Here is a 20,134-nt window from a genome sequence, read left to right as displayed (position 1 = left end):
GGCTCCCACAGTGGATCTACGCCTGGCACAAAGACTGTGTTCGCCGAAGATTCCTTGTGGGAGCGAGCCTGCTCGCGAAGCAGGCGACTCGGTCTCCCGAGTCGCCACCCGTGTTTACTCCAACGCCGAAGCCGGGCCGAAGAACTCGTAACGGCTCTGCTTTTCAGGCACACCCAGCGCCTTGAGGTGACGCTTGATCGCTGCCATGAAGCCCTTCGGCCCCAGGAAGTAAGCGTCCACATCGCGCTCTTCGGGCAACCACTCACCCAATTGCTCCTGGTTCAACAACCCGACCTTGTCGGCCGCCGGGCTGACACCATCGTCTTCGGCGTAGCAGTAGAAGCGCTTGAGTTGCGGATGACGCTCGGCCAGGCCGTCGATCCAGTCGCGGAAAGCGTGAACGCTGCCGTTGCGGGCGCAGTGGATGAAGTGCACCGGGCGCTCGGTTTCCAGCGCCGCTTCAAGCATCGCCAGGGTCGGGGTGATGCCGACGCCGCCGCTGATCAGTACCAGTGGCTTTTCGCTGGCGGTCAGGGTGAACTCGCCCGATGGCGGGAACAGCTCAATGCTCGAGCCCACGTGCAAGTGATCGTGCAGGTGGTTGGAGGCGCGACCGCCGGCTTCACGCTTGACGCTGATGCGGTACTGGCCTTTGTTCGCCAGGGCCGACAGGGAGTAGTTACGACGAATCTCCTCGCCATCAAGGATCAGTTTCATGCCGATGTACTGACCTGGCTCTGCCGCCAGAATCAAGCCTTTGTCCACCGGTTCGAAGTAGAACGAAGTGATTTCCGCGCTTTCCTCGACCTTGGCCGCCACGATGAATTCCCGCGCCCCGCGCCAGCCGCCCGGTGCCTGTTCCTTCTGGTCGTAGATGCTGGTTTCGGCACCGATCAGGATGTCCGCCAGTTGACCGTAAGCTGCACCCCACGCCGCGATCACTTCCGGTGTGGCGATTTCTTCACCCAAGACTTCAGCGATCGCGCGCAGCAGGCAGGTGCCGACAATCGGGTAATGCTCCGGCAGAATCTGCAGGGCCACGTGTTTGTTGATGATCTTGGCCACCAGGTCGCCCAACTGGTCGAGCTGGTCGATGTGGCGTGCATACATCAGTACGCCGTTGGCCAAGGCGCGCGGTTGGTCACCGGTGGCCTGGTGGGCCTGGTTGAACAGTGGGCGGACTTCCGGGTACTCGGACAACATCATCCGGTAGAAATGCGTGATCAGGGCTTCACCACCGCTTTCCAGCAGAGGCACAGTGGATTTGACGATGGCACGGTCTTGGACGCTAAGCATAAAGTGACTCCTGAGCAACGAGGGTTTCTTAACTGTTGCCCTATGCTTATCAGGTTCCGTGCCAACATTAATTCTTATATAAATCAATAGCTTAACAGCATGATAGTCATATCGACACATTTTGACTTATAGTCACACCGACTACATGGAGTCACTATGACTGCAAAATCTCTGCTTACCGCCCTGCTGCCACTGGTTTCGGACCTGTCCCGCGAACTCCCCGAAGGCGAGCGCTACAGGCGCCTGCTGGAAGCCATGCGCGCCCTGCTGCCCTGCGATGCCGCCGCCCTGCTGCGCCTCGATGGCGAATGGCTGGTGCCGCTGGCCGTTGACGGATTGAGCACCGACACCCTTGGCCGACGCTTCAAGGTCAGCGAACACCCGCGCTTCGAAGCATTGCTCAGCAGCCACGGCCCGACCCGCTTCGCCGCCGACAGTGACATGCCCGACCCATATGACGGCCTGGTCGATGGGCTCGATGACCATCTGGAAGTCCATGACTGCATGGGCTGTCCGCTATTTATCGACGAGCGGCCATGGGGCCTGTTGACCCTCGACGCCCTCAATCCGGAGCAGTTTGAACCGATCGAACTGGATGCCCTGGAAGCTTTCGCGAGCCTCGCCGCCGCCACGGTCAATGCCGCCGAGCGCATCGAACGCCTGAACAATCGCGTCGAAGATGAACACCAGCGCGCCGAGGTGTACCGCCAGGCCAGCGGTCAGCAGAACCGTGAAATGATCGGCCAGAGCAAGGCGCATAAACGCCTGGTGGAAGAAATCAATCTGGTGGGCGGCAGCGACCTGACCGTGCTGATCACCGGAGAAACCGGGGTCGGCAAGGAGCTTGTGGCCCAGGCCATCCACGCCGCCTCGCCCCGGGCTGACAAGCCGATCATCAGCCTCAACTGCGCCGCGTTGCCCGATACGCTGGTGGAAAGCGAGTTGTTCGGCCACGTTCGCGGCGCCTTCACCGGGGCGATGAATGATCGGCGCGGCAAGTTCGAACTGGCCAATGGCGGCACGCTGTTTCTTGATGAAGTCGGCGAGCTGTCGCTGACAGTTCAGGCCAAATTGCTGCGCGTACTGCAAAGCGGTCAGCTGCAGCGCCTGGGTTCGGACAAGGAACATCAGGTCGATGTGCGGCTGATCGCGGCGACCAACCGCGACTTGGCCGAAGAAGTGCGCAGCGGTCGCTATCGTGCCGACTTCTACCATCGCCTCAGCGTTTACCCATTGCTCGTACCGGCCCTGCGTGATCGTGGCCGCGATGTGCTGCTGCTCAGCGGTTACTTCCTGGAGCAAAACCGCTCGCGCATGGGCCTCAACAGCCTGCGCCTGAACAGCGACGCCCAAGTGGCGCTGCTCGCCTACGACTGGCCGGGCAACGTGCGTGAGCTGGAACACTTGATCGGTCGTAGCGCCTTGAAAGCCTTGGGCAACTGCAAGGAACGACCGAAAATTCTCAGTTTGAGTGCTGCCGATCTGGACCTGCCCAGCGGCAGTGTTGAAATCACCGCCGAGCAACCGGCCGCGGCCGCCGTGGCGTTGGTGACCGGAGATTTACGCGAAGCCACCGAAAATTATCAGCGCCAGTTGATCGGCGCGTGCCTGGAACGGCACAACAACAATTGGGCCAGTGCGGCGCGGGAGTTGGGGCTGGACCGGGCGAATCTTGGGCGGATGGCCAAAAGGTTAGGCATGAAGTGAGGGCCTGCTCGCGAAGGCGGTCTACCCTTCACCTGATTTTCTAAAGCCTGCCCCCAACAAGTCGATAACCCGGCATTGATAGCTGTTGGCGATCGTCGCGGTCGCCCGTCACCTTTTTCCTCAGAAGGTACTTATGTCCTCCACCAAAGGCCGTGCGGATTCACTTTCGCTTCTGCTGTTCACCTTGCGCAGTGGCAAGTTGATGGCGATCAACCTGCTCAAAGTCAGTGAAATCATCCCCTGCCCGCCGCTGACCAAGCTGCCGGAGTCGCACCCCCACGTAAAAGGCATCGCCACCTTGCGCGGCGCCTCGCTATCGGTGATCGACCTCAGCCGCGCCATCGGCGAACGCCCGCTGGAAGATCCGAACGGTGGCTGCCTGATCGTCACCGACGTCAGCCGCTCCAAGCAGGGCTTGCACGTTCAAGCCGTCAGCAAAATCGTCCATTGCCTGACCACCGACATCCGTCCACCGCCCTTTGGTTCGGGTGGCGTGCGCTCATACATTACCGGGGTGACCTCGGTGGATGGCACGCTGGTGCAGGTGCTGGACATCGAAAAAGTCATCCACGGTATTGCCCCGGTACAGATCGAAATGGCACCCACCGAACTCAGCATGGAAGACGCTGAAGTGCTGGGCAACGCACGGATCCTGGTGGTCGACGACAGCCAGGTGGCCTTGCAACAATCGGTGCATACCCTGCGCAATCTCGGCCTGCAATGCCACACGGCGCGCAGTGCCAAGGAAGCCATCGATTGCTTGCTGGACCTGCAAGGTACCGCCCAGCAGATCAACCTGATTGTCTCCGACATCGAAATGTCCGAGATGGATGGCTACGCCTTCACCCGTACCCTGCGCGAAACCCCGGACTTCGCGCATCTCTATGTGCTACTGCACACCTCGCTGGACAGCGCGATGAACAGCGAAAAGGCACGTCTGGCCGGCGCGAATGCGGTGCTGACCAAGTTCTCTTCACCGGAACTGACCAAATGCCTGATCGACGCGGCCAAGGCTGTGGCCGAACAAGGTCATTGAGTCTTGGCCGGCCCCCCGGACGAAACGTGGTGCTGGCTGATGCGGCGCGACCTCGCCGACGCTGTGCCGGACATGGCCTGGCCAACCGGCATTCAATTGACCCACTACCACGCCGAACTCGCTACAGCGGTGCACCACTTGATGGCGCTTGGGTATCGCGAAGGCGGTGGTCGTGTGCCCGCGTTAACGGCGTGGCGACGGCAGTTTGAGACTGATCCTGAGTACGATCCTTCCCTGTGTTTCATTGCGCTTGATGTCAACGGCATAGTCGCGGTGTGCCAGTGCTGGACCAGTGCCTATATCAAAAATCTGGTGGTACATCCGCGGGCTCGACGGCAAGGCCTGGGGCGCGCGTTGTTGCTGCATGCATTCAAAGTATTTCAGCAGCGGCGGGAAGGGTTTGTGGATTTGAAGGTGTTGGAGGACAACTGGCGGGCTCGGCGGCTGTATGAAGGTGCCGGGATGTATGCGGTCCGCCGGGAACCTGTGCCAGCCTGACCCACCGCTTTCGCGAGCAGGCTTGCCCCAAAAGGGATGTGGGACCGAGCCTGCTCGCGAAGAGCCCCGTACAATCGCCATCAAACCATCAGGCATACTCCAACCTTGGCCAATGCACATCCAAGGATTCCTGATCTATGAAAGCCGCCACCCTGCCCCTTCTCTGCCTCACCGCCCTGACCACCCAGGCCCACGCCTCCAGCCCCGATGCCTGGGCCGCCTACGACAAAACCGTACTCGCCAGTTGCACCAAGGCCAGTGGCCTGAAGAACGCCCAACCCGTCGGCAATGCCGCGCAGTTCGATGACCGTGTCGGTTACACCGCCCTTCTGCTGCAAGGTCAGTACCCGCAAAAACATATGAAAGGCGCGCAAGGCACCGAGTTGTGCCTCTACAACAAAAAAGGCAAAACCGCGTACGTCACCGAGTGGGACTCTATCCGCCCTGCCGCCAAGGCGCAGTGAGTGGCGCATAACTTGCTTCGACAGCGGCCTTCACGGCGGCATTCTGTCGCCGTTTCATGCCCTCGGATGCGACTGACCGCTCAATGAATACGACGTTTTCCTGCGTAGGCTGTGGTAAATGCTGCAATGACCATCATGTCTCCCTGACCCTGCCAGAAGCCCGGATGTGGGCAGCAGACGGTGGGCAAGTGATCGTGCTTGTAGAAGGATTCCTGAGCAACGGCCTGGGACTGCCACCACAGCAGCGTGAACACGCCGAACGCCGTTCTGCGCTCATACGCAGCGCCGACGCGGAGGCCTTCGTCGCCATCACGTTTGCTGCGTACAACGTGGGTCCCTGTCGGAATCTTGACGAAGACAATCTCTGCAGGATCTACGAACGCCGACCGCTGGTGTGCCGTATCTATCCGATGGAGATCAATCCGCACATTCCACTGAACATCGCCTTGAAGGAATGTCCGACTGAGTCGTGGGAAAAAGGACCGGACCTGATTGTTGGCGGTGAACTGGTCGACCGGGAGCTGTCGGATTTGATCCAGCGTTCACGTCAGGCCGATCGCGATGACATTCTGATGAAGGACGCGATTTGCGCGTTGCTGGGGATTCGGACCACGGCGTTGAAAGGTGATGGTTTTACCGCCTACCTGCCGGATATGAACGAGTTCGCCACGATCATCGATGAGCTGGACGGGCAGACATTGCCGCAGTGGGACAGCGAGTGGCAACTCCATGTATCGAGTGAGGATATTGCCGGGCAGGTAATGGCGGCGGGTGCGCAGATGGTGACGGATGAGCCGGGGAATTACGCGTTTATTTCGTTGCGGGCGGCTTGATCCCTGGATCGTTGCTGTTTGTGCCGGCCCCTTCGCGAGCAGGCTCGCTCCCACAACGGTTCTTCAGTGAACACAGATTTTGTGCGCAACTCAGATCCACTGTGGGAGCGAGCCTGCTCGCGAAGAGGGCAAATCAGGCACCGCAAAATCTAAAACTCAGCGCTTGCCCATCGACCGCCGAGTCCCCGGCGGGGCCATGCCCGGTGTCTTGGTGTGGCCGTTCTTGGCGCCGTTTTTGTACCAGGGCTGGCTGGAGCCTTTGGCGCCTGCCAGTTCACCCGGTTTGAACGGGAACTTGAACGCCGGGATCGCGGCTTTGGTTTCGCCATCGGTGCTGGACTCGACGCTGTCTGGCAGCTCTGCCTGCTCGTCGCTCAGGGCCTCGGCGACCGGCGGTTGTTTCGGGGAAGTCATGAAAGCTCCGGGTGATGCGTAAAGTGTCGGGCCCGGTCAGCGAGCCGCGAAAGGCGGCAGTATAACTGGATGAAGCGCCGCAAGCTGCTGTTAAGCGACTCGCATAAATCCCGGGAAGAATGTTAGCGTGCTCAGCAATCTCCTCCGCCCGACGAGCCTGCATCCATGAAAAAAACCGTCCTCGCCTTCAGTCGTGTCACGCCTGAAATGGTCGAACGCCTGCAACAAGACTTCGACGTCATCGTGCCGAATCCGAAAAACGGCGACATCAACGCCCAGTTCAACGAAGCCCTGCCCCATGCCCACGGCTTGATCGGCGTCGGCCGCAAACTCGGTCGTGCGCAGCTTGAGAACGCTGCCAAACTGGAAGTGGTGTCGAGCGTCTCGGTGGGCTACGACAACTATGACCTCGCGTACTTCAACGAACGCGGGATCATGCTGACCAACACGCCCGACGTACTCACCGAAAGCACCGCCGACCTGGCCTTCGCCCTGTTGATGAGCAGTGCCCGGCGCGTGGCCGAACTCGATGCCTGGACCAAGGCCGGGCAATGGCAAGCCACCGTCGGTGCGCCGCTGTTCGGTTGTGATGTGCACGGCAAGACCCTGGGCATCGTCGGCATGGGCAACATCGGTGCGGCCATCGCCCGTCGGGGTCGCCTGGGGTTCAACATGCCGATCATCTACAGCGGCAACAGCCGCAAGACCGAGCTGGAACAGGAACTTGGTGCACAGTTGCGTAGCCTGGACCAACTGCTGGCCGAAGCCGACTTCGTGTGCCTGGTAGTACCGCTCAGCGAGAAAACCAGACACCTGATCAGCCATCGCGAACTGGCGTTGATGAAGCCGAACGCCATCCTGGTAAACATCTCGCGTGGCCCCGTGGTGGATGAGCCGGCACTGATCGAAGCGCTGCAAAACAACCGGATTCGTGGGGCCGGGCTGGATGTTTACGAAAAAGAACCACTGGCCGAGTCGCCACTGTTCCAGCTGAAAAACGCCGTGACCTTGCCGCACATCGGCTCGGCCACCCATGAAACCCGCGAAGCGATGGCCAACCGTGCCCTGAGCAACTTGCGCAGCGCCTTGCTGGGCGAGCGCCCGCAGGACCTGGTCAATCCGCAGGTCTGGAAGGGTTGATTAAAGCGCGGCACGTCTTGTTCGACGTGCCGCTGCATCGCCCTTGGCAATATCCACCAGCCCCCCAAATATCAAGTCTCCCAACAACTTCTTTTAAACATCAACAATGACATAACTTGCAACTCAGTCTTCGGCTGACTTACAAAAAACGTCTATAAACTCCGACAAACAAAAGCACCGATCGTGCATTCGGAGAGTATCTGCATGAATAACTTCACCACCGCCGGCGTCATCAGGCGGAGCAAAGTATTGATTGTCATGATGGCGGCACTGTTCGGGCTCATGACACTCGCCAACAACTTCACCGATTACGCAGCGTACTCCGACTACATTGGGCGAATCCTGAGCATGAGCGAAACAGTTGGCAATGACTCCCGACGTTACCGAGCCGTCACTTCCACGATCTTCCATCACCGTTTTTACTGGGCGATCATTACGCTCGAGACCATATTTACTTTCAGCTTCCTGGTCGGAACTTATCAACTGTATAGAAAACTCTCTGCACCACGCCGTGAATTCCACGAAGCCAAAAAGTTCGCCATCATTGGTTTCAGCACCGCACTTTTCGTTTACCAGACGTTATACATAATCATACTTAACGAGTGGTTTGACATGGAGTACTCCGCTCAACGCAATGCCTTTGAGTGGGCAAGATCCAACATTGAATACATGTTCCTCGGCCTGATATATCTACTGGTGGCGAAGGATAATTGAATAATTTATTCCTCATGCCAACTTGCTCGCCACGGGATTCACATTTGGCCGGGGTTTGCGGAATACCAACACGTTACCCAACATAACCATCACCAACCCCACCAGCGCCGGTGCGGTCCACTGGTAACCTTCGGCAAACGCCGAGACATTCAGCGCCACCACCGGGAACAGCACGGTGCAATAGGCGGCACGTTCCGGCCCCATGCGGCCGACCAGCGTCAGGTAAGCGGTGAAGCCGATCACCGAGCCTGGAATCACCAGGTACAGCAGCGAACCGATGTAGCGGGTATTCCATTCCATGTCGAACGGTATGCCTTTGACCAGGCACCATACCGACAGCATTGCCGCACCGTAGGCCATCCCCCAGGCGTTGGTCGTCAACGGCTTGAGTCCGGCCTTCTGTTGCAGGCTCGAGAGCATGTTGCCCGCCGAGAAGCACAAGGTGCCGCACAGGGCCAGGCCCAGGCCGAGCAAGGTTTGCGGGCTGGTGGTGTGGCCGACCAGTTCCGGCCAGAACAAAAGGCCAAGACCGAGTAAGCCCAGCGCGCCACCCATCAACACATTGCGGGCGATTTTCTGACCGAAGAATACTCGCGCATTCAACGCATTCCACAGCGTGGCGGTGGAAAACACCACGGCGACCAGACCGCTGGGAATCCACTGGCTGGCGGTCAGGAAGCACATGAAGTTGACGCAAAACAGGCACAAGCCCTGCGCCAGGCAGATCAGATGCCCTCGTCGGTTCATCACTTGCAGCTTTCGGCTGAGCAGCAACATGGCGAACAGCACCAGCGCCGCAAGGCCGAAGCGATAGACGATCGACACGGGAATCGCCACCACACCCAGTTGCCATTTCAGGGCAATCCAGGTGGTGCCCCAGATCAGCACGGTCAACAGGTACAAAGACAGGTTCATGGCAAAGGCTCCTCGATAGGGGCCCAGTGTCCTGCGCCGCGCCTTGGCGCACTTGCATAAACTTGCGCTTTTGTCGTGTGGCGGGCTGGCAGGCGAATGTCTACGGAGTAGGATGCAAGGCGTTGGAGAGAACTGATCATGTCCGCACTGGAAACCCTGCAAGTCTTTCAAGCCCTCAACCGCTCGCCCAATGCTCGCCTCGAGCACAGCGCCGAGCTCGGTGACGGCCTGTCCGCAGCCTTGTGGAATAACCATCACGATGCCCAGGACTATGAAGCGCCGAGCCACCACACGCTGTCATGCTACATCGCCGGTGGCACCGGCACCTTCCGTCGCGACCAGCCCGGCACCAAGGGTGGCCCGGACAAGTTGTGCATCCTGCCGGCCGATCATCAGTCCGGCTGGGTGATCAACGGTGATATTCGCCTGGCACACCTGTATTTCAGCCCCGAACAATTTGCCCTGGGCTGCGTCACGCTGCTCGATCGCGAACCTCGCCAATTGCAGTTGCGCGAACAAACCTTTCTGGATGATCCGCAGCAGGCGCTGCGCTTTCGACAGTTGATCGCCCTCAACTGGGACGAACCGGGTGAACGCCTGCTCACCAGCAGCCTGGCCCACGAAATGCTCAGTCATGCCCTGCTCAACCAGGTCAGTGTGCGCCCGAACTTGCGTCTCAAGGGAGGTCTGGCGGCGCATCAACGACGGTTGTTGGTGGAGTACGTCGACGGCCACCTGGCCGAAGCCATCAGCCTGGGACAACTGGCGGCGTTGTGTGCGCTGTCGCAATATCACTTCGCGCGGATGTTCCGCGAGAGCTTCGGCGTGCCGCCGCATCAGTACGTACTGGCGCGTCGGTTGAATCGGGCGCGGGAGTTGCTGCGTTCGACATCGCAGCCATTGGGGGACATTGCGCTGGCTTGCGGGTTTGCCAGTGCCAGTCACTTTACCAATCGGTTTCGGCAAAGCGTGGGCGGGACGCCGGGGGAGTATCGGCAGGCTTTTTTGCGGTAGCCTGAAGGTTTTCGACGCCTTTAAGGCCGCTTTAATCGAGCAGGCTCGCTCCCACAGGTTTACGCGATCCAACTGTGGGAGCGAGCCTGCTCGCGAAGAACGATGACGCGGATTCCGATCAGAACTCCAACGTGCTCGACAAGATCACCTGCCGCGAATCCCCCATCGACACAAAGAACCGACTCGCCGCCGAGGTGTAGTAAGTGCGGTCGAACAGGTTTTTCACGTTGAGCTGAAACTTGACCTTCTGCCCGTCGAGTTGAGTGTCGTAGGTGGCGAACGCATCAGCGACGGTGTAACTGGGCAGCTCGAAATCGTTCACGGCATTACCCGCCCGCTCCCCGACGTAACGCGCTCCCGCGCCGACCCGCAGCTGATCACCGCCAAGGATCCTGCCGAAGTCATACACCGCCGACAGCGAGCCGCTGTTCTTCGCCACGTTTTGCAGTTTTTTGCCTTTGTAATCCGGGTCCTCGGTCACTTCGGCGTCGGTGTAGGCGTAGCTGCCGATCATGCTCCAGCGGTCGCTGAGTTGGCCGCTCAAATCCACTTCCAGACCGCGGGAGCGCACTTCACCGGCAGCGCTGTAAATCGTCACCGGGCCTTCGGAGTTGGCGATCAGCACATTGCGCTTCGTGATGTCGAACAATGCGATGTTGCCTGTCACGCGTCCCGGCAGATCAAGCTTGGCGCCGATCTCCCAGGACTTGGCTTCTTCCGGCGCGACACTGCCGTCGAGCACGACGGTGCTGCCACTCAAGGGCGCGATGGTCGAGTTGGGTTTGAACGATTCGGTGTAGCTGCCGTAGAACGACAATGCGTCGGTATAGCGATATACCAGACCGGCGCGCGGCACCCACTTCTGGCCGTTGCTGTCGGTGTTGGCATGGAACGGCACGCCTTTGCCGGCGTACTGGTCGTACTCCTGGAAACGACCACCGGCCACCAGAATCCATTGGTCTGTGAGGTGGATCGAGTCCTGCAAAAACGCTGAATTGCTGCGCAGCAAATCGGTCTGGGCACTGTCGGCCGGGCTGACGGTGGTGCCTTCGACTTCACGGCCATACACCGGATTGAGGTAGCTGAAAGTAGTCAGGCTCTTCTGGCGGATCAGGTCTTCGCGGTAGATCTTGCGGTACTCGTCATCGATGCCGAATACCAGGTCATGACGCATGCCCAGGACGTCGACGTTGCCCTCGACACTTGCCGTGGTAAACCGGTCGGTACTGATCGCATTTTGCGTGCCGTCCATGCTGCGGGTCAGCGTGCCCTTCTTGGTGTCGATGGCAGTCACGCGCACCTGGCTGGCGTCGTAGGTTTCGCGGTTCCAGCTGTAGCCGAAGTGGGCTTTCCAGTTGTCGTTGAGTTCGTGATCGGCTTCGAAGTGATAGAGGTCCGAACGCCCTTCCATGTTGTTGAAGGGTTCGTCGAGCCGCCGATCACGGGAGATGTCCAGCGGGTGATTGTCACGCGGATCGATCACCGTGCCACGGTCGAACGGGGTCAGGAACTCACGATGTTCGTAGGCGAATAACAGCTGGGTGCTCTCGCCGAACCAGGCCAGCGAAGGTGCAACCAACGTCTCGCGATGCACGCCGTAGTTGCGCCAGTAATCTTCGTCTTCGTGATCCAGCACCATGCGATAGGCCAGCCCTGATGTGCCCAACGCACCGGTGCTGTCGAAAGTGCCGCCGCTGCCGTTCTTGCCTTCGCCATAGGTCGAGCCGCGCAGGGTCAAGGCGTTGTACTGCTCAAGCTCGGGCTTTTTGCTGACCATGTTCACCACGCCGCCAGGGTCCTGAATCCCGTAGAGCAGCGAGGCCGGCCCCTTGAGCACTTCGACCCGATCCACCGTCGCGTTCATGCCACGGCCCTGCACGATCGGCATACCGTCGCGCATGATCGAACCGTTACGGTTGTCGCCAAAGCCGCGGGTCATCACCGAATCCTGGGTGCTGCCCAGCGTGTTGCCTTGGGTGATGCCGCTGACGTTGGCCAACGCGTCATCCAGATTGCGTGGCGCCTGGTCGCGAATGACCTGGGCCGCGACCACGTTGACGGTCTGCGGAATTTCCTGAAGCGGTGCCGAGGTGCGCATCACCGAACTGGTGGGCGGTGGCTGGTAACTCGTGGATTGATCCACCACCGAGGTAATGGTGGTCGCGCCGAGGTTCAAGGCACCTTCGGTGGGTAGCGGTTCCAGAGCCAGGGTGTGGCTATCGGTACGTCGGTAGGTGAAGCCCGAACCGCTGAGCAATCGCTGCAGCGCCTGTTCGGCGCTCATCTGTCCGTTTACGGCCGGCGCGTTGAGACCGTAAGGCGCCTCATCGGTGTAGACGACGCTGATGCCCGTCACCCGGCTGAAATCGCTCAACGCCTGGGGCAGCGGTTTGGCGGCCATCGAAAAGCTGAACTGCGCGTGTTGTTGGGCGCTGGTATCCGCGGCCATCGCCACGCTCAGCGGCAGCAACGCCAGAGCCGAAAAGCTCAACGCCGAAACATTCAAAGCAGAAACACTCAACCATCGTTTGACCGAACCCGATTTTGCCCTGGACTTCATGACTCATGACCTGTGTAGAACCGCAGCGGATGCGAATGACTCGCAGTTTCAGTCACTACACGGATGGCGTTCGGTTTTACCTCAGCAGACAGTTGAAAATATTTTTGCTCAAGCAGATGTGGTGCCTGATCCGGCCTCTTCGCGAGCACGCCCGCTCCCGCAGGGGAATGCATTCCAAAATGTGGGAGCGGGCTTGCTCGCGAAGGGCCAGTCGCTTCAACGCAAAATAATCAGATGCCCCAAAACCTGATGCTGCTCAAACCCCAACACCCCCTGCAGCGAACTCAACACCGCCTGCGGTTTTTTGCTCGGAAAGCTGCCACTGACCCGGCGCTTGGCCAGTTCATCGTTGAGCAACACAATCCGCCCCGGGTAATACCGCCCCAGGTCCTGCACCACCTCGGCCAACGGCGCCTTGTAGAAGTTGAGCCAACCCTGGCGCCACGCCAACTGCGCTTCACTGTTCACCGCGTGCAACGGTTGCGCGGCCCCTTCGCCATAAGCCACTTGCTGGCCGGCAGTGAGGATTTGTTGCGCGGCGTCTTTATCCGCCGTCACGGCGACGCGACCGGACAACACCGTGACCTGAGCACCCTGGGGTTGCAGGCGCACCTCGAACTGCGTGCCGAGTACCCGCGCCTGACCTTTCTCGGCGTCGACCACAAACGGCTCACCGGTGTGGGTCACGCTGAAGAAACCGGCACCGCGACGCACCTGCACATGCCGTTCGCCGCCACTGAAATCCACGGCGATGGCACTGTCTGCGTCAAGGGTGACTTGTGATTGATCGGCCAGGATGACGGTGCGGATTTCCCCCGGCGCCGAGACATAATCGGCGCCCAGGTCATCGAGCCAGCGCGTCGGTTGCCAACCGGTACCCAGGCTGACCATCAACAACAAACAAGCGGCCATCGCCAGGGCACCGGACCAGCGCCGAACGCTGTGGCGGCGCGAGTGATTCATGGCGTTGAGGTAACGCTGCAACGCCAATGCATCTTCATCGGCCAGGGTACGCGCCGGCACTTCGCTCAACTCCCACAGCACTTGCGCACGGGCGTAGGCCTCGGCATGAGCCGGGTCATCCTTCAACCACTGGCTGAAGGTGGCTTGATCACCACTGCTCGGCTGGTCATGCAACAGGCTCAGCCAGGTCAGTGCGGCCTGCTCCTGAGCGGGCGTCGGGGTGACGCTTTGAAAGTTGTTCACGGTGCTTTCCCTGGCGTAGGCGGTTCCGGCTCCCGCAGGCTGGCCTTGCAGGCCTCGAGCGCGCGCATCATATGTTTTTCCACGGCACTTTGGGACAGGCCCATGGCCTTGGCGATTTCGGCATACTTGCGGCCATGGATGCGGTTAAGCAAAAAAATCTGCCGTGTACGCTCAGGCAACGCGCGCAACGCTGCTTCGACATGCCGCAAATCGTTGCCCGCTTCCAGCGCCGCTTGCGGCTCGCTGCCCACACTGTCCGACGGTTCTGCCATCAAGCCTTCGCTGGCCCGGGCTCGCGTGCCTTCGCTGCGCAAATGGTCGATGGCAATGTTGCCGGCGCAGCGCAGCAGGTAGGTACTGAGTTCCTCGACCTGTACCAGCGGCCGGCGCCAGAAACGCAGGAACAAGTCCTGCACCAGGTCCGCGGCGGTCGCCCGGCAACCGACGCGGCGGCTCACCAGTGCTTCCATTTGCGAACGTTGCGAGAGAAACACCTGAAGAAAATGCGCACGATCACCGCGCGGCTCATCGCGACCTTTTTCAGAGGGCTCTCTTTTAAAGGGCTCGGGAGGACGACTGATCATGGATTCAATAAGGCGCAAAGGCAGCAATCGGGCTGGCCAGCAGACTCAACCCGGCCAGGGACAAGGCCAGGCGCGGGCGATACGGCATCAGCATCACCAACAGCAAGGCACTGAGCATCAGCACCGCGAACCACTCCACCAGACCCAGCGCCCAACCGGTCGTCGACACCGCTGCCCACAACGACACGGCCAGCAACAACCCTCCCGCCCACTTCATCCGTCGCCGCACGGGAAGCGACGATTTGCGCCCCAGCAACTCGGCATGGTGACGGTCCATGGCCAAACACAGCACGGTAAAACCGCTGTAACAGAGCAAGCAGGCCAGTAACATTCAGTTGGCCTCCTGCTCAAGGGCGATCGGTTGCGCCTGATTCTGATCCGTCGCTGACACCTGCCCGGTGCGCTGCATTTTCCACGCTGCCCACCCAAGGAACAGACCGCTGCCCAGGCACGCCAGATCGAAACCGGCCATGGCCCAATCGCCCTGCACCAGCGTGACGCCGAGGTGATACGGCGTGGTCATCAGGTTGAGCAACGGCACCGCACCGAGCAGCAACGCCCCCAGCGCCAATTGTTCCACCCACGCCGCGCGCCCTCGGCGGAGGATGGCGTGCAACAGGCTCATGGCCCAGACGATAAAGAAGGCGTTGACCTCCCAATCCGCCCGCCCGGCCATGTCGACCGGTATCAAGCGGTTGGCCCAGAAGAACGCCCCCACCGCGACAACGAGTCCCGACATGCTGGCGATGTTCAGCACTTCCACCAGCCGCAACTCGAAGGGCATCACACCACTTTTGGCATGCTTGAGTTGACGTTTGCCGAGCCAGATCACCAGCCCGGTGCCGATCATTGCCGTGCTCGCCAACCCGCAGATAAAGTACAACCAGCGCAATACCGGTCCGGCGAAATGTCCCATGTGCAAGCCATAGAAACTGCCGGCGATGGCCATCGGCAATGGTTGCGCCGGTGTCGCGGCGAGCAGTTGCCCGGTTACGCCATTGAAGGTCACGGCGCTGCCAACGTCGTGAACCACACGGTCGGCCCCATCGCGCGCCAGCACCACCGAAGCATTGGCATCGCCCGGATTGTTCACGGTCAGGCGCCCGACCCGCCCGCCCGACCACTGTTCGCGGGCCTTTTCCAGCATCGGCGCCAACGGCAGCAAGGGCGCGGGCTCACCGGCGGCGTTCGCGTTATTCGACGCGGGAAACACCTCACTGTAAAACGCCTGCACATCACCTTTGTACGAGGCCAGGATGCTCGCCGGCATCACCAGGGCCATGAAAATCACCAGACTGCTGTAAGTGATCATCAGGTGAAACGGCAACACCAGCACACCCACCGCGTTGTGCCCGTCGAGCCAGGAACGCTGGCCCTTGCGCGGGCGAAAGGTGAAGAAGTCCTTGAAGATTTTCTTGTGGGTAATGATTCCGCTGATCAGCGCGACGAACATCACCATGGCCGCGATGGTCGACAGCCAGCGGCCCCACGGATAAGGCATTTGCAACTGGAAGTGGAAGCGGTAAAAGAACTCGCCGCCCCGGGTGTCGCGGCCCTGCACTTCGTTGCCGGATTGCGGGTCTAGCAGCTTTTCCGTGAGCTGGCCGCGCTCACCGGCCTTGGCCGGCGTCTGCTGCCAGCGCACCGACAGGCCGGGTTCGCGAGCATCGGGCAAATCGATGATCCAGCGCGAGGCGTTCGGGGCGTGCTGTTCAAGATAGCGCTGGGCCAGGGTCAGACTGTCCTCGGAGGACACCGCGCGCGCTCGAATTTCCGGTTGCATCCAGTGACTGGTCTCGTCCTTGAAATAGGCAAGTGTTCCGGTCAGGAAAATCGCAAAAAGCAACCAGCCGAAGGTCAATCCGGCCCAGGTGTGCAACCAGGCCATGGCCTGGCGAAATCCTTCTTTCATGAGCGCCCCATCCAGTACGCCCAACCCGATACCGCCACCAGGAGCAGACAGGGCACGATCAATCCGAACCATGCTCGCCACGCCGTGCGACAGGCAAAGCACCAGATCACCGCCAACAGGTAGACCACGAAAGAGCTCATCATCCCGGTCACCACCGCTTCGGCGCGGGCCATGGGCACCCACAGTGTCAGACAGACGCTAGCCAGTGATGTGATGAGGTAGCCGCCAAGCACGGCCGCAAGCACCCGCGAAGTGACCGCCAGTCGATAGGAAACGGGGAGCGTGGGTTTGGCTTTCATGCGCGACCTTGAAACCGGGTGAGGCTACGTGAACATCACGGGCCAACAAGGCGCAATATTAATGATAAATATTCTCATACGCAAAGCCGACTTTTGCGATCAGCTCTGGTCCACAAAAACAAACGGGCCTGCATTGCAGGCCCGTTTTCATGGGGAGGGTCAATCAGGCTTCAAGCGTTTTGCGCAGCCTGTTCGTTTTCAAGAAACTCTTCTTCCAGCAGCTTGTCGGCGTGAGGCCTGCGCTCGAAGGGCACCACGGCAGCGCGTGGTTTGCCGCGCAGTTTGCCGAACAGGTGTTCAAGGGCGTGTTCGAGTTTCTCGGCGGCTCCGTCGATCGCCAGTTCCAGGTTGGCGGCTTTATGGGTGACAGAAATCGGTTGGTGGCCTTTTGGCCGCGCTTCCAGCTGACAGCGCAAATCGTGGGGACCGGGCTTGTCGCCGTTCTCGTCCCGCAGGTGAACCTCGACTCGGGTCAAGTCCTCCTCATAACGTTCGAGCGTGCTCTCAATGGTGGTTCGTACCCACTCCTCCAGTCGTTTACTGCTTTGAATATGGTTATCGCTATTGACTTGGATTTGCATAGTTCATCCCTTATTTCAGCTAGCTCGCGAGAGGCCGGTCAGCTAAGCCCTTGGGCGTCATCACCGTGACCTCTTGGTTACACAATCGGTCTGTACGCTGAACAATTCAACCCCTGAAAAAAGATAAATGTGTAATCGCAAAAAAAGCCGGACAACCGGTAAAAGCGCTGCTACTGTCGGGAGTTGGGTCGCCCCGCTTCCTTGTCACAAATTCTCACATCTGCTGCTCTCCCAGCGGGTGCAGACTGCGAAATACCCCCGCTTCCTCCACCAGCCAATCATGCACCGCACGCACGCCCGGATGGCTCAGCGCGCCTGGCGCATAGAGCACCATGTAGCGCTTGTGATTGGGCACCGCCAAGCCAAATGGCACGATCAACGCCCCGCGCTCCAGTTCGTCGTTCAACAAGGTTCGCCGGGCAATCGCCACGCCCATTCCGGCAATCGCCGCTTCGATGGTCAGGTGATTACGATTGAAGGTATGCCCGCGCCGCACATCCGCGCCTTCGAAGCCGATGGCGTTGAGGTAGAACTCCCATTCCGCGTATTCATAGCTGCCGCGCCAGGCGGTGATGTCGTGCAGCAACGGGAAATGCATCAGGTCTGCGGGACCGTGCAGCGGTGGACGACCGCGCAACAGGCTCGGTGCACAGACCGGAAAAATCTGTTCATCGAGCAACGCTGTGGATAACAGTCCGGGGTAGCTGCCGTCGTTGAGGTCGATGGCCAGATCGAAGTCGCCCTCATGCAACGGCACACTGCTGTCCTCGGCCACCAAACGCAGTTGAATATCCGGAAAACGCTGCTGCAGACGCGGTAGGCGCGGGGTCAGCCATTTGCTCAGGAACGACGGGATCGAGCGCACCCGCAGGGTGCCACTGATCATGCCCGCGTCCAGTCGTCGCAATTCCGCATCGATGCTGCCGTAGGCCTCGTTGACAGTGATGGCCAGCCGCTGGCCTTCGGCACTCAGCTCCACGCCCCGGGCACGCCGATGAAACAGGCGAAAGCCCAGGCGCTCCTCCAGTTGTCGGATCTGCTGGCTGACTGCCCCCGGCGTGATGTGCAGTTCTTCGGCACAACGGGTGAACGACAAGTGCCGTGCGGCGCAGGAAAACACCTGCAGCCACACATAAGTCTGGGCATGCAATTGACGGCTCATCGTTTAGTCCTGCTAAAGGCTGTCTTAGGAAGTTTCGTTGGTCACGTAGGACCGAGGTTGGCAGTATCGCTGAAAGTGCGCTTGTCCTACAAAAATGGCAGCGATTCATCTTCCATTGCAGGTATAGGCTTTAGCATGGCTATCAGTGTTTTTGATCTCTTTAAAGTCGGCATCGGTCCGTCCAGCTCCCATACCGTCGGTCCGATGCGCGCTGCGGCGACCTTCGCCCAGGCGCTGGTCGATCAGGGTTTGTTGCCTGACGTGCGGCGAGTGGAAATCCGACTTTACGGCTCCCTGTCGGCGACCGGTGTGGGTCACGCTACCGACCGCGCTTGCGTCATGGGTTTGATGGGGGAATGGCCGGACCGTATCGACCCCACCACCATCGACAGCCGAATCCACACCCTGCGAGAAACTGCCGAACTGTCCCTGGCTGGCCAGGTGACCATCGCCTTTGACTGGTCGCGCGATCTCCTGCTGCTCGACGACAGCCTGCCCTACCACCCCAACGCCATGTCCCTGACAGCCTTCGGCGAAACCGGTGAGTTGTTCGAGCAAACCTACTACTCGATCGGCGGCGGTTTTATCATTGAAGCGGCCGAAGCCGAATCAGGCCTAGCCCCCGCCAGCGATGTGGTGTTGCCGTACGACTTTTCCAGCGCCGTCGAATTGCTTCAGTTGTGCAACCAGCACGGCCTGCGGATTTCCGAGTTGATGATGGCCAACGAACGGGCCTGGCGCAGTGACGAGCAAATCCGTGCGGGTCTGCTGCACATCTGGTCGGTGATGCGCGAGTGCGTCGAGCAAGGATTGCAACACGAAGGCATCCTGCCCGGCGGCCTGAATGTTCCGCGTCGCGCCGCGAAATTGCACCGTAGCCTGCTGGAAATCGGCAAGCCGAACGTCATCACCTCAACCCTCTCGGCAATGGAATGGGTCAACCTGTTTGCCCTCGCGGTAAACGAAGAAAACGCCGCCGGCGGGCGCATGGTCACGGCCCCGACCAATGGCGCGGCGGGGATCATTCCTGCGGTGCTGCACTACTACATGAAATTCAATCCGGATGCGTCGGACGACGACGTGGTGGCGTTCTTTCTGGGCGCGGCGGCCGTCGGCATCCTTTGCAAGAAAAACGCCTCGATCTCCGGCGCCGAAGTCGGCTGCCAGGGCGAAGTCGGTTCGGCCTGCGCCATGGCTGCCGCCGGTCTGGCGGAAGTGCTGGGTGCCACCCCGGAGCAACTGGAAAACGCCGCCGAAATCGGCCTGGAACACAACCTCGGCCTGACCTGCGACCCGGTGGGCGGTCTGGTGCAAGTGCCCTGCATCGAGCGCAACGCAATTGCTGCGGTGAAGGCAATCAACGCCACGCAAATGGCCCTGCGCGGCGACGGCAAACACTTCATTTCCCTGGACCGGGTGATACGCACCATGCGTGATACCGGCGCTGATATGCACGACAAATACAAGGAAACGTCACGGGGTGGTCTGGCGGTGAACTGGGTGGAATGCTGATAACGCATGGCATTGAACACTTTTCTGCCCTGAAACGGACCATGTGGGAGCGGGCTTGCTCGCGAAAGGGCCGTGTCAGTCGACATAAATGCAGCTGACAAACCGCCTTCGCGAGCAAGCCCGCTCCCACAACGAGGGGGGCCAGCCTCCCATTTATTGTCCGACAATCCATCCGGCATGCCCCTTGCTACGTCCCTGTTGCAAGCATTGATGACGAAATGGCTATGGAATGGCCGATGGTCTGGTGTTGCGAACTAATCCCGATCTCGACCGGTCAACAACTGCAC

The 20,134-nt window shown here is 60.1% G+C and carries 20 protein-coding genes; 9 read left to right on the top strand and 11 right to left on the bottom strand.

Annotated elements, in window-relative coordinates:
* Positions 1–114: 114 nt before the first annotated feature.
* Positions 115–1,296 (bottom strand): NO-inducible flavohemoprotein, encoded by a 1,182-nt coding sequence (gene hmpA, locus AC07ZE_RS05285; RefSeq protein WP_207262020.1) that lies wholly within the window; start codon positions 1,294–1,296, stop codon positions 115–117.
* A 156-nt stretch (positions 1,297–1,452) separates the two neighbouring features.
* Here hmpA and norR point away from each other — a divergent pair, with 156 nt between their 5' ends.
* From norR to AC07ZE_RS05260, 5 genes are all read left to right on the top strand, one after another.
* On the top strand, positions 1,453–3,003 hold the full coding sequence (gene norR / locus AC07ZE_RS05280; RefSeq protein ID WP_207262018.1) for a nitric oxide reductase transcriptional regulator NorR: 1,551 nt from the start codon (positions 1,453–1,455) through the stop codon (positions 3,001–3,003).
* A 133-nt stretch (positions 3,004–3,136) separates the two neighbouring features.
* A complete protein-coding gene (locus AC07ZE_RS05275; RefSeq protein WP_207262016.1) occupies positions 3,137–4,039 on the top strand; it encodes a chemotaxis protein CheV in 903 nt (300 codons plus the stop codon).
* A 39-nt stretch (positions 4,040–4,078) separates the two neighbouring features.
* A complete protein-coding gene (locus AC07ZE_RS05270) occupies positions 4,079–4,537 on the top strand; it encodes a GNAT family N-acetyltransferase (protein WP_207262014.1) in 459 nt (152 codons plus the stop codon).
* 137 nt (positions 4,538–4,674) lie between these two features.
* Positions 4,675–5,001: a hypothetical protein gene (locus AC07ZE_RS05265; protein WP_207262006.1), complete on the top strand. Its 327-nt coding sequence runs from the start codon at positions 4,675–4,677 to the stop codon at positions 4,999–5,001.
* An 83-nt stretch (positions 5,002–5,084) separates the two neighbouring features.
* The gene (locus tag AC07ZE_RS05260; protein WP_207262004.1) at positions 5,085–5,834 is read left to right on the top strand and encodes a YkgJ family cysteine cluster protein; all 750 of its coding nucleotides are present in this window, start codon (positions 5,085–5,087) and stop codon (positions 5,832–5,834) included.
* 156 nt (positions 5,835–5,990) lie between these two features.
* Here AC07ZE_RS05260 and AC07ZE_RS05255 read toward each other — a convergent pair whose 3' ends face one another.
* Positions 5,991–6,248 (bottom strand): hypothetical protein, encoded by a 258-nt coding sequence (locus tag AC07ZE_RS05255; protein ID WP_207261981.1) that lies wholly within the window; start codon positions 6,246–6,248, stop codon positions 5,991–5,993.
* Between the two features lie 165 nt (positions 6,249–6,413).
* On the opposite strand from AC07ZE_RS05255, the gene AC07ZE_RS05250 reads away from it, so the two are divergent.
* Positions 6,414–7,388, top strand: a complete 975-nt coding sequence (locus tag AC07ZE_RS05250; protein ID WP_095193839.1) for a 2-hydroxyacid dehydrogenase — start codon at positions 6,414–6,416, stop codon at positions 7,386–7,388.
* A gap of 204 nt (positions 7,389–7,592) precedes the next feature.
* Entirely contained in the window at positions 7,593–8,102 is a 510-nt protein-coding gene (locus tag AC07ZE_RS05245) for a DUF2165 family protein (RefSeq protein WP_207261979.1), read from the top strand.
* Between the two features lie 12 nt (positions 8,103–8,114).
* Here the strand turns inward: AC07ZE_RS05245 and AC07ZE_RS05240 are convergent, their stop codons facing one another.
* Positions 8,115–9,017 carry a DMT family transporter gene (locus AC07ZE_RS05240; protein WP_207261977.1) on the bottom strand — a complete coding sequence of 301 codons (903 nt, stop codon included), beginning with the start codon at positions 9,015–9,017 and terminating at the stop codon, positions 8,115–8,117.
* A 138-nt stretch (positions 9,018–9,155) separates the two neighbouring features.
* Between AC07ZE_RS05240 and AC07ZE_RS05235 the strand changes: the two genes are divergently transcribed.
* The gene (locus AC07ZE_RS05235) at positions 9,156–10,031 is read left to right on the top strand and encodes an AraC family transcriptional regulator (RefSeq protein ID WP_207261975.1); all 876 of its coding nucleotides are present in this window, start codon (positions 9,156–9,158) and stop codon (positions 10,029–10,031) included.
* Between the two features lie 118 nt (positions 10,032–10,149).
* On the opposite strand, the gene AC07ZE_RS05230 is transcribed toward AC07ZE_RS05235, so the two are convergent.
* The 8 genes from AC07ZE_RS05230 to AC07ZE_RS05195 form a co-directional block, all read right to left on the bottom strand.
* Entirely contained in the window at positions 10,150–12,591 is a 2,442-nt protein-coding gene (locus tag AC07ZE_RS05230; RefSeq protein ID WP_207261973.1) for a TonB-dependent siderophore receptor, read from the bottom strand.
* 216 nt (positions 12,592–12,807) lie between these two features.
* Positions 12,808–13,797, bottom strand: coding sequence for a FecR family protein (locus AC07ZE_RS05225; protein WP_207261971.1), 990 nt, complete (start codon positions 13,795–13,797; stop codon positions 12,808–12,810).
* Entirely contained in the window at positions 13,794–14,381 is a 588-nt protein-coding gene (locus AC07ZE_RS05220; protein WP_207261969.1) for an RNA polymerase sigma factor, read from the bottom strand. Before AC07ZE_RS05220 ends, AC07ZE_RS05225 begins: the two co-directional genes overlap by 4 nt.
* 4 nt (positions 14,382–14,385) lie before the next feature.
* Positions 14,386–14,712, bottom strand: coding sequence for a DUF3325 domain-containing protein (locus AC07ZE_RS05215; protein WP_207261967.1), 327 nt, complete (start codon positions 14,710–14,712; stop codon positions 14,386–14,388).
* Positions 14,713–16,293: a PepSY-associated TM helix domain-containing protein gene (locus AC07ZE_RS05210; protein WP_207261965.1), complete on the bottom strand. Its 1,581-nt coding sequence runs from the start codon at positions 16,291–16,293 to the stop codon at positions 14,713–14,715.
* Positions 16,290–16,592 carry a DUF3649 domain-containing protein gene (locus tag AC07ZE_RS05205; RefSeq protein ID WP_207261963.1) on the bottom strand — a complete coding sequence of 101 codons (303 nt, stop codon included), beginning with the start codon at positions 16,590–16,592 and terminating at the stop codon, positions 16,290–16,292. The genes AC07ZE_RS05210 and AC07ZE_RS05205 overlap by 4 nt, the downstream gene beginning before the upstream one ends.
* Positions 16,593–16,762: 170 nt before the next feature.
* Positions 16,763–17,173 carry an HPF/RaiA family ribosome-associated protein gene (locus AC07ZE_RS05200; RefSeq protein ID WP_137806263.1) on the bottom strand — a complete coding sequence of 137 codons (411 nt, stop codon included), beginning with the start codon at positions 17,171–17,173 and terminating at the stop codon, positions 16,763–16,765.
* A gap of 214 nt (positions 17,174–17,387) precedes the next feature.
* A complete protein-coding gene (locus AC07ZE_RS05195; RefSeq protein ID WP_207261955.1) occupies positions 17,388–18,335 on the bottom strand; it encodes a LysR substrate-binding domain-containing protein in 948 nt (315 codons plus the stop codon).
* A gap of 135 nt (positions 18,336–18,470) precedes the next feature.
* Between AC07ZE_RS05195 and AC07ZE_RS05190 the strand changes: the two genes are divergently transcribed.
* Positions 18,471–19,847, top strand: a complete 1,377-nt coding sequence (locus tag AC07ZE_RS05190) for an L-serine ammonia-lyase (RefSeq protein WP_207261953.1) — start codon at positions 18,471–18,473, stop codon at positions 19,845–19,847.
* Positions 19,848–20,134: the final 287 nt, after the last annotated feature.

Source organism: Pseudomonas sp. GW101-3H06, assembly GCF_059424605.1.
This window is presented reverse-complemented; position numbering and strand designations above follow the sequence as displayed.

Coding starts and splice junctions, on each gene's coding strand:
- hmpA (WP_207262020.1), bottom strand. CDS start 1,296: ATGCTTAGCGTCCAAGACCGTGCCATCGTCAAATCCACTGTGCCTCTG.
- norR (WP_207262018.1), top strand. CDS start 1,453: ATGACTGCAAAATCTCTGCTTACCGCCCTGCTGCCACTGGTTTCGGAC.
- AC07ZE_RS05275 (WP_207262016.1), top strand. CDS start 3,137: ATGTCCTCCACCAAAGGCCGTGCGGATTCACTTTCGCTTCTGCTGTTC.
- AC07ZE_RS05270 (WP_207262014.1), top strand. CDS start 4,079: ATGCGGCGCGACCTCGCCGACGCTGTGCCGGACATGGCCTGGCCAACC.
- AC07ZE_RS05265 (WP_207262006.1), top strand. CDS start 4,675: ATGAAAGCCGCCACCCTGCCCCTTCTCTGCCTCACCGCCCTGACCACC.
- AC07ZE_RS05260 (WP_207262004.1), top strand. CDS start 5,085: ATGAATACGACGTTTTCCTGCGTAGGCTGTGGTAAATGCTGCAATGAC.
- AC07ZE_RS05255 (WP_207261981.1), bottom strand. CDS start 6,248: ATGACTTCCCCGAAACAACCGCCGGTCGCCGAGGCCCTGAGCGACGAG.
- AC07ZE_RS05250 (WP_095193839.1), top strand. CDS start 6,414: ATGAAAAAAACCGTCCTCGCCTTCAGTCGTGTCACGCCTGAAATGGTC.
- AC07ZE_RS05245 (WP_207261979.1), top strand. CDS start 7,593: ATGAATAACTTCACCACCGCCGGCGTCATCAGGCGGAGCAAAGTATTG.
- AC07ZE_RS05240 (WP_207261977.1), bottom strand. CDS start 9,017: ATGAACCTGTCTTTGTACCTGTTGACCGTGCTGATCTGGGGCACCACC.
- AC07ZE_RS05235 (WP_207261975.1), top strand. CDS start 9,156: ATGTCCGCACTGGAAACCCTGCAAGTCTTTCAAGCCCTCAACCGCTCG.
- AC07ZE_RS05230 (WP_207261973.1), bottom strand. CDS start 12,591: ATGAAGTCCAGGGCAAAATCGGGTTCGGTCAAACGATGGTTGAGTGTT.
- AC07ZE_RS05220 (WP_207261969.1), bottom strand. CDS start 14,381: ATGATCAGTCGTCCTCCCGAGCCCTTTAAAAGAGAGCCCTCTGAAAAA.
- AC07ZE_RS05215 (WP_207261967.1), bottom strand. CDS start 14,712: ATGTTACTGGCCTGCTTGCTCTGTTACAGCGGTTTTACCGTGCTGTGT.
- AC07ZE_RS05210 (WP_207261965.1), bottom strand. CDS start 16,293: ATGAAAGAAGGATTTCGCCAGGCCATGGCCTGGTTGCACACCTGGGCC.
- AC07ZE_RS05205 (WP_207261963.1), bottom strand. CDS start 16,592: ATGAAAGCCAAACCCACGCTCCCCGTTTCCTATCGACTGGCGGTCACT.
- AC07ZE_RS05200 (WP_137806263.1), bottom strand. CDS start 17,173: ATGCAAATCCAAGTCAATAGCGATAACCATATTCAAAGCAGTAAACGA.
- AC07ZE_RS05195 (WP_207261955.1), bottom strand. CDS start 18,335: ATGAGCCGTCAATTGCATGCCCAGACTTATGTGTGGCTGCAGGTGTTT.
- AC07ZE_RS05190 (WP_207261953.1), top strand. CDS start 18,471: ATGGCTATCAGTGTTTTTGATCTCTTTAAAGTCGGCATCGGTCCGTCC.